This window comes from Flavobacterium sp. WG21 (assembly GCF_000335775.1).
Taxonomy (GTDB): domain Bacteria; phylum Bacteroidota; class Bacteroidia; order Flavobacteriales; family Flavobacteriaceae; genus Flavobacterium; species Flavobacterium tructae.
On the sequence record NZ_AMYW01000005.1, the window covers coordinates 183,510 to 198,119 of the forward strand.

9 protein-coding genes are annotated in these 14,610 nt (G+C 39.1%); 3 read left to right on the forward strand and 6 right to left on the reverse strand.

Annotated features, from left to right (window positions below):
* Positions 1–43 precede the first annotated feature (43 nt).
* The 5 genes from C245_RS0106160 to C245_RS24215 form a co-directional block, all read right to left on the reverse strand.
* Entirely contained in the window at positions 44–1,345 is a 1,302-nt protein-coding gene (locus C245_RS0106160) for an ATP-binding protein (RefSeq protein WP_017495709.1), read from the reverse strand.
* Between the two features lie 208 nt (positions 1,346–1,553).
* Positions 1,554–2,237 carry a response regulator transcription factor gene (locus C245_RS0106165; protein WP_017495710.1) on the reverse strand — a complete coding sequence of 228 codons (684 nt, stop codon included), beginning with the start codon at positions 2,235–2,237 and terminating at the stop codon, positions 1,554–1,556.
* Positions 2,238–2,267: 30 nt separating this feature from the next.
* Positions 2,268–3,185, reverse strand: a complete 918-nt coding sequence (locus tag C245_RS0106170; protein WP_017495711.1) for a bestrophin family protein — start codon at positions 3,183–3,185, stop codon at positions 2,268–2,270.
* A gap of 368 nt (positions 3,186–3,553) precedes the next feature.
* Positions 3,554–4,405, reverse strand: a complete 852-nt coding sequence (locus C245_RS0106180; RefSeq protein WP_017495713.1) for an outer membrane beta-barrel protein — start codon at positions 4,403–4,405, stop codon at positions 3,554–3,556.
* A gap of 53 nt (positions 4,406–4,458) precedes the next feature.
* The gene (locus tag C245_RS24215; RefSeq protein ID WP_157495785.1) at positions 4,459–10,551 is read right to left on the reverse strand and encodes a T9SS type A sorting domain-containing protein; all 6,093 of its coding nucleotides are present in this window, start codon (positions 10,549–10,551) and stop codon (positions 4,459–4,461) included.
* Between the two features lie 87 nt (positions 10,552–10,638).
* Between C245_RS24215 and C245_RS0106190 the strand changes: the two genes are divergently transcribed.
* Complete coding sequence (locus tag C245_RS0106190; protein ID WP_017495715.1) at positions 10,639–11,658, forward strand: hypothetical protein; 1,020 nt, start codon at positions 10,639–10,641, stop codon at positions 11,656–11,658.
* A gap of 1 nt (position 11,659) precedes the next feature.
* Here the strand turns inward: C245_RS0106190 and C245_RS0106195 are convergent, their stop codons facing one another.
* The gene (locus tag C245_RS0106195) at positions 11,660–12,214 is read right to left on the reverse strand and encodes a phage tail protein (protein ID WP_017495716.1); all 555 of its coding nucleotides are present in this window, start codon (positions 12,212–12,214) and stop codon (positions 11,660–11,662) included.
* Between the two features lie 757 nt (positions 12,215–12,971).
* On the opposite strand from C245_RS0106195, the gene C245_RS0106200 reads away from it, so the two are divergent.
* Together C245_RS0106200 and C245_RS0106205 are read left to right on the forward strand one after the other, a co-directional pair.
* Positions 12,972–13,529 (forward strand): RNA polymerase sigma-70 factor, encoded by a 558-nt coding sequence (locus C245_RS0106200; protein WP_026109910.1) that lies wholly within the window; start codon positions 12,972–12,974, stop codon positions 13,527–13,529.
* Positions 13,530–13,643: 114 nt separating this feature from the next.
* Positions 13,644–14,564, forward strand: a complete 921-nt coding sequence (locus C245_RS0106205; RefSeq protein WP_017495718.1) for a FecR family protein — start codon at positions 13,644–13,646, stop codon at positions 14,562–14,564.
* Positions 14,565–14,610: the final 46 nt, after the last annotated feature.

The window sequence follows — 14,610 nt, forward strand, 5'->3', positions numbered from 1 at the left end:
GACTGGATTAAGTGCTGCTACTATAGCAGAGAAACGAATCAGATTATGGAAATATTAAGGTAACAGAAGTACCTTTTCCAACTTCAGAATCTACTTTAACATTAATATGATGCAGTTTGAGTATCTGCATGGTAATGAAGAGACCTAAACCTTGTCCTTGTATATGGCGGGTATGGTCGCTTCTGAAAAAAAGATCAAAAATAGATTCTTTGTCCTGTTCTGAAATTCCGGAACCCTGATCTGTAATTTGTATTAAAAGTTTACTGTGCTCAGAGAAAGTTAAAATATTTACCGGTTTTGGAGATGAAAACTTAATTGCATTGTCTAAAATATTGTATAGGGCTATAAAAAGCATATGTTTATTGGCATGAACCGAAAGTAAATTTTCGCGATCGGCCAAAGCGCTTAGATCTACCGATACCTTAGATTCGGGGTATTCAATTGCTTTTTTCTCCAATACATTCCATAGTATTTCATCAATTCTTATGGTTTCCATTTGCTGAGGTTCAGACAGCTGAAGTCCTGATAGTACCAGAAGACCATCTAAGGTTGATTTTAAATGCAGCGTGTCTTTTTTAAGAGATTTTAAAATTTCTTCATATTGCTCGTTGGTTCTGGGTTGTTGGAGGGATACGTCAATATCACCAATGATGATGGTCAAGGGAGTTTTGAGCTCGTGTGAGGCGTTTTTTAGAAAATTTTTCTGCGTCATCACACCGGTTTCAAGTCTTTCTAAGAGATAATTGAAAGTGGTTACAAGTTCTTTAATTTCATCTTTCTCCTGAGCTTGCTGCACTTCTAATCTCGAATGCAGATTTTCGGTGGTGATGGTATTTACCTTTGCAATGACTTCTTTAAATGGACGGAAGGTTTGTTTGGCTAAAAATGTCCCCAAAAGATAGTTTAGAGGAATGCCTGCCAGGTAAAAAAGGATAAACATTAAGCCCAGAATCTCAAGCTGTCGGTTACCCGTGTGATTGATCCCAGAGACTACAATTATAAAATCGCCCTGATTGTCTTTGTAAAATAGACCTACAAACTGTCTGTTTTTTATGGTAAACGATTCAATTTTGTTTTTTACAATAGTATTCAGTTCATGGTCGCTAAGCTCAATATCAATTGAATCTTTTAAGTACAATTTTTTGGTTTTAGCATCGTAAACCCGAATGGATTCATTGTTGATTCGGTGATACTGAACTTCAATCTCATGATATCGTTCGTTTGTAAATTCTTTTAATTCATCCTTCTTAAAATAAAATAAAGCAGCAGTCAAGGCATGATCTTCCAGATTGTCATAGTAAAGATCTTTCATATGACTTCTGAAAAGCAGGAATGATCCGGTCATGAGTAATCCTACGATGAAAGCAAAAAGCAACGTAGAATTTACTGCTAATTTTTTTTTAGATTCATAACGCTTTAGGTCTGTTTTTAATATATGGGAACATAATTCAAAATAAGTGGGTATTTATTTCCTCTCGCAGATTTAGCAGATTCAGCAGATTTTTACTCTTTACTCTTTACTCTTTGTTCTATTTTCTCACCTCTTTACTCTTTCAACTCTTCTGCTTCAACATATACCCGGTTCCTTTTATCGTATGAATGAGTGGAGTAGGGAAGTTCTTGTCGACTTTATTTCGCAGGTAATTAATGTACACGTCAACAGTATTGGAGGTGCTGTCAAAGTCAATGTTCCAGACCGCCTGTGCAATGGCCACTCTTGATAAGGCCGTTTCGCGATTTTTCATAAAGAAAATCAGTAGTTTGAGTTCTCTTGACGAAAGGTTGAGCTCTTTGCCGTCTCTTGTAGCACTTTGTTCTTTCATATTGATTTCGATTCCGGCATAGGACTGAAAATCGAGAATTCCGGTACTGAATTCGGCACGACGAAGCTGTGCATTAATTCGGGCCAAAAGTTCTTCAAACAAAAAAGGTTTGGCGAGATAATCGTCGGCTCCGGATTGTAAACCTTTTACTTTTTCCTGTGGTGTATCGAGTGCACTTAAAATAAGTATGGGCACTATAATTTTTCTGCTTCGTAAAACTTCGCAAACTTCAAAGCCGGTAATGTCCGGAAGCATGATATCAAGAATAATGATATTGTACTCGTTTTCCATGACCTCTTTGATGGCTTCAAAACCTTTGGTAATGGTTTTAACTTCATACAAATGTTCTTCTAATCCTCTTGTGATAAATGATGCCACTCTGGGATCGTCTTCAACTAATAACACTCTGTTCATATTCGAAATATAATTGAGGTGTAATACCTCTTAAGTAATAAAGTAATTTTTATGATGCGTTACCGGATTTATTTTTTTATCGTTTAATTCTAATAAGGTGTTCTCGATCATTTCAGACATTGCATCAAGGGCAAGATCGTTAGGCTGTAAACCAAATGGATTTTCGAGTTCGTCTGCAATGGCTTCCAACGCTACAAAAGTATAGGCAATAAAAACAATGATAAACGGTGTAATCCAGCCCATAGTTTCGACAAAACCAAAAGACAATAAAAAGCAATAAATATAAACCGTTCTGTGTAGTAACACACTGTAGGTGTAGGGGATAGGTGTACCGGCAATTCGCTCGCAACCTCCAACAATATCGGACAGTTTATTTAGATTTTCTTCGAAAGCCAGCTGCGTAACACTGTCTATTTTATTTTCAGTTTTGGCGTCTTTTGCCCAAAGTCCCAATTCTCTTAAGATAAGTATGGGTTTATAGCGAGTTTCTTTTAATTGGTCAGCGAGCTCTTTGGGGAGTAATCGGTTCATATCGGCATCAGAATTGGTTTCCCGAAGCTGATGTTTGAGACTGTATACAAATGCAATAAGCAAATTAGTGAATTTTTCGCGTTTGGCATCGTATTCTTTGTCTGGGACAAGAGTGATGCTTTGTCGGGCAAGAGATCGGGTATCGTTGAGTAATGCACCCCAAAGTTTTCGTCCTTCCCAAAAACGATCGTAACTCACGCTGTTTCTGAAACCGAGGAAAATGGCCAGCGCAATTCCAAATAATGTAAAAATAGCAGGATTGATGTGTAGATTATACTGAAGGAGCCAGGGTTTAAAATAAACGACAACAAAGGAAAACAGCAGTAATAATAAAAGTCTAGGGAGAAGCTGTGGCAAAACGGAACCTCGCCATTCAAAGAGCATTTTAAACCAGGTATTCTTTTTCTTTATAATCATTGACGCTGATTAGATTTAATACCATAAAAGTAATTAAAAGTGCGGCCTCAAACAAAAAATGATAGAAATATATAAGGATTAAACGAGATCTGGCGTATAGATTGGAGTTTGATCTTTCGCCCTTACAGGGCTTTGATAGATGGTTTATTTATTTTATAGTGCGTTGCACTATACTTTTGCCTTTGGGCTTTCAGCCCATCTTTGAGGTTGACTATTACCCTGAAAGGGTAAAAGCAAACGGGTATTTTGCCTTTATTGATCAAACAGGTTTTAATTCATAAAAAAAAAGCCGATTTCCCCCAAGAAACCGACTTTTTTAATTTTTCCCGAGCGGGAAAAGTAGTTATTTAATATTTTTTATTTGATAATTAACGTAAAGCAAATCTCAGTTTAAGTCCGTATGAAACTAGTCTGACATTGTGTACGGATGGAGAATCTAATACGCTGTTGTATTGCAGCTGCACAGGAAGTTCCGGATTGTACTGTACCAGACTTTTGTCTCCATTTTTATTGTAGATGTTATTTAGACCATAATCGATATAAGCACCAAGATAGAATGAAGTTCTGTTTCCAATCTTTTGTTTTACACCTGTTTCAAAAGTAGCAGAGTAGGACACTTTAGTATCTAAATCCTGTTCGCTGGTTTTTACATCATTTGTACTTGCAAAACCGGCAAACGCAGGGTTAAATAATTCTACATTGTATTGCGGATAGTAACCGCTTGTAGTAAGGTTTTGAAAGGTACTCTGATAACATCCTTTAATCGCAAATCCTACTTTAGCACCCGCAGCAACATACAATTGGGTAGTTCCCGGAGTTTCAAATTGAATTGCGATTGGAACATTTATGTAACTCAGGCTTTGTTCTTCTCTGAAGTTAGTGGCTTTGTATCTAAACTGAAAGGTTTCATTTTCGGCATCTTTAGTAACATATTGTCCACTAAAAGAAGCGTACTTTGCATCAGAATTGTAGGATTGGTACTCAGCTCCAATTCCAATGCTTAAGCCTTCGTTTAAATAATAGGAGTATCTGATTCCTGCACTAATTCCGTTTCCGGGTACGATAGTACCACCGCCACTGTACTTTAAAAAAGAACCAGGTCCTGCGACGGAGATCGATATTTCCTGTTTTTTGTCCTGACTATAGCCCTGGAGGCATATCGCTAAAAACGCCGTAACTGTAGCTATAGATTTTATAGAGGTACTGATATATTTTTTCATCTTAAAGTTGTATTAGCCAGTACCCTTTTGAAGTGGTACTGGCATGATTTTGATTATTTTACAATTACTTTGAATGACTTTTTGATATTGCCTGACTCAATAACTACAAGAACCATATTACTTTCAGTACTTGCAGGTAATTGCACCTGTGTTTGAGCAGTAGATGATTTCATTGTTGTAAGTAGTTTACCTGTAACAGAGTAAAGACTTATTTGCATGTTTTCTAAATCACCTTCTGGTAAGTCAGCATCTACGGTAAGCATTTTTCCTGTTTCAACCGGATTTGGATACAATTTAACCTCAAGTGATTTCTGTGTCTTAATTTTAGAAGGACATGTTTGCAGCACTTTACCATCTTTAGTAGTCATTTTCACGCTATAGTCGGCTGTTAAATCCAATGTATTGGATTGAGCCTCACCTGCTGAAAAGTATTGATTAGTTCCAATTACTTGTCCGTTTTTAAACCATTGGTACGAAACAAACTCGTAACCTCCATTCGTTTGAGGGTTATTGTTTACGATAAGTACATTATTGAATTTTTGGTGTACAATATCATAGAATCCAAATGGTTTTTCTACAGTTATAGCATAAGTAGCGCTAGCACTTCCGTCTTGAGAAGTAATTGTTACATTTTGCGTATAAATTCCAGGTTTAGGTGTATTGATCGTAAAATTAGCTGCAGGAGTAAAGGTTGCATTGGTTGTATTGGTCAACGCTACATTTACATTGTTCTCACCACATGCCATCAGGTAATTAATAGTCTTAGCCGGATTTGGATAAACTTTAGTACCAACGGTAATTTGAGTAACGGTGATGTCATTGTTTTTGATCACCAAAAGCTGTGAAACATCCGGAGCAGGTAAGTAATTCGCATCACCAGCCTGAGCAGCAACAATTGTTATTTCTCCTGATCTTAGCATCGTAACTAAACCGGTTGTTGGAGCAACAGTAGCAGCAGGCAAAGCTGTGGTGTAAGTGTAGGTATAATTTACTGCTAAACCAGAATTGGCAGTAGCCCCCAGATTGAAAGTATTTGATCCTCCAAGTGTTTTGATTCCCAATATTGGAAAAGTAATTAGCTGTGCCGCTTTTTGAATAGTAAGCTGTGCAGTAAGCGTAATTGGAGAACAATTAGGTTCGCTTGCTGAAGGAGTTACTACCGCAGTTACCGTATACGTACCCGCATTTGTAGCTGAATTTCCTGTAGATCCAGGTGCTATTGTATAAGTAACCGTAGCTCCTGCAGGTAAATTAGCAACTTGTATTGCTTGTGGGTTTTTGTTGTAGGTTACTGTAGCATTGCTAAATGTTACCGCTTGAATAGACGAAGGAAGAACTTTAACGGTCTGATTTTGTGTGCTTGTGTTTCCACTAGCATCAGTATACGTCCAGGTTATTGTATAGGTTCCCGGTGTATTATAAGTTAAAGGATTCGTTGTGGTTGCAGTAATATTTCCACTACAATTATCCGTTGCAGTTGGAACCGGAATCTGAGCCGATAAAACAGCACAAGCGCCTGTAATTACCGGAAGAGTGGCCACATTTGGTACTGGTGGTGTTACATCAGGAGTAGTGGTTAAAGTTACTGATAGTGGTGCAGTACAACCATTAGCATCTGTAACTGTCAGGGTATAGGTTCCCGCTGTTAATCCGCTGATGTCTTTAGTTGTTGCTCCATTTGACCACAAGTAAGTGTATGCAGTTGTACCGCCAGTTATAGTAGTGGTAATCGCTCCATTACTTGCTCCATTGCAGGAAATGTTTGTTTGAGTTGCAATAGCAGCAGACAATATTGCCGGTTGGTTGATAACAATATTGGCAGTTTTGGTACATCCATTTCCGTCAGTAACTACTACTGAATAATTTCCTGATGGCAAACCACTTGCAGTTGCTGAATTTCCTCCGGTTGGAGACCAAGCGTAAGTATAGCTTCCTGTTCCACCTGTTACATTAACAGTAGCCGAACCGTTGCTTCCTCCGTTACAGCTAACATCTGTTCCTGTAATTGTAGTTGCGATTGCAGCTGGCTCTAAGATGTTATAAACTTGAGTTTTAGTACAACCACTACCATCTGTAATGGTTAAAGTGTATGTTCCTGCAGCAAGTCCGGTTGCTGTTGCTGCCGTACCTCCCGATGGAGACCATGAATAGGTATAGCTTCCGCCTCCACCACTTACTGTTGCTGAGGCCTGTCCGTTTTGTCCTCCGTTACAACTCACATTAGTTTGTGCAGGGACAACTGTTATAGCAGTTGGCTGAAATACAGTAACATTATTTACTGTTTTTGTACAAGAGTTAGCATCTGTAATGACAACATTATAGTTTCCGGCAACAAGACCAGTTATGGTTTGCGTAGTAGCTCCATTAGACCATAAATAGGTATAATTAGCTGTACCTCCGGTTGGTGTAACCGTTGCAGTACCGTCAGCTTGTCCAAAACAAGAAACTACTGTTGTAGTTGCAGTTCCGTTAAGAGCAGCAGGTTGACTAATAACAATATTATTTACGGTTTTAGAACATCCGTTAGCATCTGTAATGGTAACACTATAAGTTCCCGCTGGAAGTCCCGTTGCTGTTGCAGCTGTACCACCTGTTGGTGCCCATGAATAGGTGTAACCAGCTGTACCTCCGGTTGCTGTTACTGTTGCAGTACCATTAACACCTCCGAAACAAGAAACAGCAGTTGTAGTTGCAGTCCCGTCAAGAGCCGCAGCCGGTTGTCCAACAACAATATTACTTATTGTTTTTGAACACGCGTTAGCATCTGTAATGGTCACGCTATAAGTTCCCGCTGGAAGTCCTGTTGCTGTTGCAGCTGTACCTCCTGTTGGTGCCCATGAATAAGTGTATCCTGGAGTACCTCCGGTTGGAGTTACTGTTGCCGTACCATTGGTCCCTCCGAAACAAGAAACGGCTGTTGTAGTAGCAGTTCCGTCAAGAGCAGCGGCAGGCTGTCCTACTACAATATTATTGATAGTTTTTGAACATGAGTTCGCATCTGTAATGGTAACACTGTAAGTACCTGCTATAAGTCCGTTTATGGATTGAGTTGTTGATCCGTTAGACCATGCATAAGTATATCCTGCAGTTCCTCCGTTAGGAGTTACTGTTGCGGTACCATTGGCTCCTCCAAAACAAGAAACGGCAGTTGTAGCTATCGTTCCGTCTAGAGCTGCAGCAGGTTGTCCAACAACAATATTGCTTATTGTTTTTGCACAGGCGTTAGCGTCTGTAATAGTAACACTATAAGTTCCTGCGATAAGTCCGGTAATAGAAGCTGTTGTAGCTCCTGTAGACCATGCATAAGTATATCCTGCAGTACCTCCTGATGCTGTTATGGTAGCCGTACCGTTAGCTCCTCCAAAACAAGAAACAGCTGTTGTACTTGGGGTTCCGTCAAGAGCAGTAGCTGGTTGACCTACGACAATACCCGTTATCGTTCTGGTACATCCGGTAGCATCTGTAATGGTAACACTATAGTTTCCTGCGGTAAGTCCGGTTGCAGTGGCTGCTGTACCTCCTGTTGGAGACCATGAATAGGTATAGGCAGGAGTACCTCCGGTCGCAGTAACGGTTGCTGTACCGTTAGCTCCTCCAAAGCAAGAAGCAGCGGTTGTGGTGGTAGTTCCGTCAAGAACGTTTGATGGCTGTCCCACAACAATACCTGTTACTATTTTTGTACAGGCATTAGCATCTGTAATAGTAACACTATAAGTTCCGGCAGCAAGTCCTGTAGCCGTTGCTGCTGTACCTCCTGAAGGTGACCAAGAGTAAGTATAAGCCGGAGTACCTCCTGATGGTGTAACTGTTGCTGTACCATTGGTTCCTCCGAAACAAGAAACGGCTGTGGTAGTAGCAGTTCCGTCAAGAGCTGCAGCAGGCTGTCCCACAACAATACCTGTTACTATTTTTGTACAGGCATTAGCATCTGTAATCGTAACACTATAAGTTCCTGCTGTAAGTCCTGTTATAGTTTGCGTTGTAGCTCCGTTAGACCATGAATAGGTATATCCCGGAACACCTCCTGATGGTGTAACTGTTGCTGTACCGTTAGCTCCTCCAAAACAAGAAACGGCTGTTGTAGATATTGCTCCATTAATAGCTGTAGCAGTTCCTATCGTAATATTATTGATCGTACGCATACAAGAATTAGCATCAGTAATGGTAACACTATAAGTTCCTGCTGTAAGTCCTGATGCAGTTGCTGCGGTACCTCCCGATGGAGACCAAGAGTAAGTATAACCCGGAGTTCCTCCAAAAGCACTTACGGTTGCAGAACCGGTAGCTGCTCCAAAGCAAGAAACAGAAGTTGTACTTATAGATCCATTAAGTGATGCGGCCGGTTGTGCGACAACAATACCGGTAATGGTTTTAGAACATGCGTTATTATCAGTAATCGTTACACTGTAAGTTCCAGCCTGAAGCCCTGAAGCAGTTGCTGCAGTTCCTCCTGATGGGGACCATGAATACGTATAACCTGGAGTTCCTCCTGATGCAACAACAGTAGCTGTACCATTTGATCCTCCAAAACAAGAAACCGCTGTGGTGGAAGTAGTTCCATCAAGAACAGCTGCTGGTTGTCCGACAACAATACCCGTTATCGTTTTTGCACATGCGTTAGCGTCTGTAATAGTAACACTATAAGTTCCGGCAGTAAGTCCCGTAGCCGTTGCGGCTGTACCTCCTGATGGAGACCATGAATAGGTGTATGCAGGTGTACCTCCACTTGGAGTTACTGTTGCGGTACCGTTACTACCTCCAAAACAAGAAGCGGCTGTGGTGGTGGCGGTTCCGTCAAGAGCTGCAGCAGGCTGACCTATAACAATGTTGTTTATGGTTCTAGGGCATCCGTTGGCATCTGTAATGGTGACACTGTATGTTCCGGCTATACGGCCTGTTATAGTTTGCGTTGTAGCTCCGGTAGACCATAAGTAGGTGTATCCCGGTGTACCACCAGTCGGAGTTATTGTTGCCGTACCGTTGGATCCGCCAAAACAAGAAACAGCCGTTGTCGTAGGCAGTCCATTTAGTGCTGTTGGTTGCGTTATAGAGAAGTTTCTGGTAATTTGTGTCAATTCAGCATCGGTAATAGTTACGATGTATGCATTTGCAGACAGTCCGGTTGCCGATGATCCGGTACCTCCTGAAGGAGACCATGAGTAAGTATAGGGAGTAACTCCTCCAATTACAGTAACACTGGCAGCTCCGGTAGTTCCTCCGTTACAAGCCACATCTGTTTTTGAGGTAGAAGAAGTGCTTAAAGCAGCCGATGTAACAAATGTTGATTCGGCACCATAAGCTGTCCCGGCAGTATTTTTTGCATAAGCTCTGTAATGAATAGTAGAACCGGGAGTAAGGCCTGTTACGGTATTACTAAAAATTCCAGTTCCAGTTCCGATTTGAAATTTATTGTTTGCGATAGTTGGGCTTGCTGTTGTTGCCCAAACGATTCCTCTTTCTACGTTGACATCTCCGCCATCTGCAGTTACATTTCCTCCAATGATTGCTTTGGTTGAACCCACATTTGTAGCGGTTGTAGTAGTTACGGTTGCTAAACTTACGCCATCAACCCAAACAAAATTATCAACTGCAAAATAATCGTAATTGGCGCTTAGCTGAATTTCAAGCTGGTCAATGTTGATATTGGTAAAATTAGAAACTCCGTCAGTTGCGAAGTTAACAGGGATAAAACCATTTCCAGGTAAGGCAGTACCAATATTTGCTCCTGTAGTGTTTTTTACAATAGAGAATTGTGTTACACCGCCAAGTTTTCCGGTTAAAGTAACCGAACCCGGAGCACCATTAGAGGTACTATTAGGAGTCTGACCGGAAGTACCGGTAAGGTAAATCCATAAACTGTTCATTTTAAAGCTTCCTGAGGCAGCGGTAATGAATCCGGTTTGCCCTAAACTTTGTGATGCGTTACCATCTGCAACCTGTATGTAGTTGTTAGAACCGTTATAACCATAACCAGGTGAAGTAACCACCTGAAAAGAAACATAAGTATTGGTCAGGTTAAAAGTTTTACCATTGCTGGTAAAGCTAGGTTGGTTAATTGTCTGAGCTTCGAAGGTCTCTACTGTTTGTGCAGTCAATTGCTGCAGCGTAAAAAACAGTAGAATGAGTAATAAGTAGAGTTTTTTCATAATTAACTGATATTAGATTTATCATTTTGTATTCTTACATTTGTTTTTCCAGTTCAAACTTTAAAGCTTTAACTAAAATTGAGTATCATGTATAAACAAGAGCTTACGATTATTGTTCAATCTATCATTGCGTCAAATACTATTGATGAACACACCACATGTGCGCGAAATCTTTCAGAATTTTATGAAAAAATCGCAACCGTTAACCATTTTGAGAACAATGAAGTTCATGTTAAAGGCGGTGTTGCTTTGTCAAGCTCTGGTGCGGCAGACTGTGTTGACGATTATTTACGCACGGTTTATTTCATAAAAGGCGTTTATAAGGCTTTGACAAAATTGTGTATTGATTTTCCAGAGAGAAGTATTAATGTTCTTTATGCGGGTTGTGGCCCTTATGCAACTTTAATTCTTCCTTTACTTCCTTTGTTTAATAAAGATAGAATTAAAGCCATTTTACTAGATATCAATACTGCTTCTATAGCATCTGTACATCATATTTTATCGGTGACCGGTTTAAACGATTATTCATTAGAATTAATCGAAACAGATGCCATTACGTATACAAAACCGGAGGAGTTTGCAATTGATCTGGCCATCTCCGAAACGATGCATTATGCTCTTACCCGAGAGCCGCAAGTGGCGATTACGCGAAACATTGTTTCGCAGTTGTCTTCGCATGGAATTTTAATTCCCGAAGAAATCAAGATCGATTTGACTTATACATATTCCGATCATGAGCCATCCTTAAAAGATGCTAAATCAGAGGTTAAGGGCCGTAACGAAATACAGCCCTATCCTCATAGTGTATTTGTAGATAGATTATTTACAATAAGCAAAGAACTTTTTGGCAATACAAGTCAGGATTTAGAATTTAAAAGTGACTTTTATAAGCTGCCCGATGATTTTAGTAATCATCCCGATGTGTGTATTTTTACTGAAATCAGGATATTTGAAGACATCGAATTAAAAACTGCGGAGTCTTATATTACAAACCCTTTTTGTCTTGTTTCTATGTACAATCTTACAGAGTATTCTGAAATTCAGTTTTTATACGACTTCAGCGATATACCCAAATGGTCTTATAATGTAAAAAATGCTCTTAAATAGTTTAATTTCTGGAAGGGAAAATTCCTTCTAGGCAAATGATATAAGATAATGCTACATAAGGCTGCATTACTGAGATAGGCAGATTGCTACCTGTGGCACCAGTGGTTACATTGCTTAATAAATCGACACTTGGAGTTGCTGTTGCAAAGCCTAATGTAGGGGTGAAAACTCTCGATACAAGAGCGCCCGGTATCGCTATCGATGCTCCGGCTACCGGTGTTGAATCTGATGCATTTGTTGCACTCACAGAAATTTTACCTGGTCCTGCGTGAACGTGAGCAGGAAGGTTGCTTGTTAAAATTGAAACGTTTGGTGTACCTGCAGCTTGTCCAAGAACGTAAGTTCCTCCAGGTGAAGTTCCTTGTCCAATAGCTGTTGCACCTTGTAGATTTGGTAAAGCGAAAGTAGTCTGACCATTTCCTCCATAGGTTGTACCAAGGATTGAGAATAATGCCGTATTTTGTGCAATTGACAATATTTGTCCGTTACAAAAGGCCCAGCCTCTTGGGGCAAAATTTCCCGCAAAAAGTTTTACAACTCCAATGAATTCTTCCATAGTGTTTAGTGTTAATAGGTTAGTGTTTATATTTGTTTTTGATATTACTTGTGTTTTTGACTAAGAAATAAAAGGACAATTTTTATATTTAAACTAAGGTATAAAATATAAAACTCTCAAAAACAGGTGTTTCTACCTGTTTTTCTCTTCTAAAACAGGTTAAAACTAAGAATCTTAGGCACCGAAACTGAAAAATATGTCATGAGGACGGTTTTTATTGTCATGAAATATCCTTTTAGTGTCGGAAACACTAATTATAAGTGAGATAAATCACAGGGAGCAGAAAAATGAGCCACATCCTTATGTTTATTGGTGTTTTGAACGATTTTACGGTAGAAATATGATAGTTGTAGGAGGTATAGTACAACCCAGGTGTTCTGTTGACACATTATTGTCAAAATAGGAAGAAAAATTTCTACACTAAAAAAAACATTGTATCAAATTCACAATTGCTTGCAGTATCATTTGCTTTAACAAGTGACACTTTACAAAGCTGATACCTAACAAGATCTCCTATCAATATTGACGTAACATAAAGCATCAGATGTTAATATAATGTTTTATAATCAGGTTAGTTTATTAATGTAAACGTAACCTTCCAGACCTACCCTCAGCTTTAATTTTGAAGACATATTATAAACAACACAATTGTAGTATATGTCATTTTTTAAAATCAGAATACATCGCTGTATAAAGATTGGATCGAAAGTCTTATTTCGAACACTTCATTCGCCAAATCATTCAAAAACGGTGTCTCATGTATAAGAAGTTTACTGATGAGGAGCTTGTTGAGTTATTGAGACAAGGAAAAGATAAAGCGTTTGATGAATTGTATTTCCGATATCGGGATGAATTGGTTCGGTTTGTTTATGTGAGGATGAAGTCGGTTCCGGTTTCCGAAGAGATTGTTCAGGAAGTTTTTACAACGATTTGGGAAAGACGAAAGAGTTTGGTTATTCAAAAGAAATTTTCAGCTTATATCTACACCTCTGTTCGGTATACTACTTTAGATTATATAAAAATGCATACTATCACCGATCAATATGTTAGAGAGGTTATAGACAGAAACACCAATGATTGCGACGGCAGAAACACTACCGAAGATTCTATTTATTATGAAGAACTACAGGAAGCCGTTGATAAGGCTGCGTTATTGCTTCCTAAAAAATCCAAAGAAGTTTTTATTCTCAGCAGAATCAAACATTACACCAACAAAGAAATAGCCGAAGAACTTAATGTTTCGCACGAAACGGTAAAGTATCACATTGCCTACGCATTAAAGTTTATGCGAAACTACCTGGGCGAATTTAACTAATAGCAGATCGCTAAATTAAGGTTATGCATTTTTTCTTAACAAAAGCGTAACCTTAAGCGCCTACCTGAAATTACTATTTCTAAGACATACTATTAAAGAGATAAACAAATTATAATGCCTGAAAAATTACATCAAGATATAAAACTTTTTTTAGAAGGGAAGCCCTCTTTAAATGGGGAAGAATTATGGAATAACTGGTACGATCATCCTGAAGAAATATTCGACACGATAGCACTTATCACATCAGACCAATCGAAGTTAAAAAAGGAAATTCAAAATATAAAAAAAACGAATAAGGTTATTTCTCTTCCAAATAGAAATTGGGCGGTAGCAGCTTCTTTGTTATTTGCAGTTAGCTTGTCCTGTTTCCTTTATTTATCCTCGCTAAAAACCATTACCAGACAATATGCAACAAGAGCGGGAGAACACGCTAAAATAGTTTTAAGTGACGGAACTCAGATATGGCTTAATGCCGGAAGTCATGTAAAATATCCGGTTACTTTTAAAGGGGATACCAGAGAAATCTATTTAACCGGAGAAGCCTTTTTTGATGTAGCCAAAGATAAAAAGCATCCCTTTATCATTCATACCGATAAAATGGACACCAAAGTACTGGGAACGAGTTTTAACGTGCAGGCTTATCCGGATCAGACTACTCAGGAAGTTTCGGTGCTGACGGGAAGAGTGAATGTTAAATCAACCGTGACCGAAGAAAATGTATATGTAACCCCGGGGCAAAAAGTGGTTTTTAAATCACACAGTAACAAACTTCAGGCGTTTAAGGATATCCCAATGAATTCAATCTCACTATGGCGAAAGCATATTATTGTTTTTGAAGATGCCCCCTTACCGGAAGTCATTGCAACGATCAATCGAAATTATAACGTAACCGTTCAGATTGCAAACAAAAATTTAAACAACTTAAAAATTAGTGCTTATTTCAAAGAACTTCCGGCAGGACAGGTCGTTGCTTTGGTGTGCAATATTATCAATGCAGAGTACAAAATAGAATCGGGGACTTATGTCATCCGTTAAATTTTAGAAAATACAGCGGAGAGAAAAATAGTTCGCATAGCGCAAT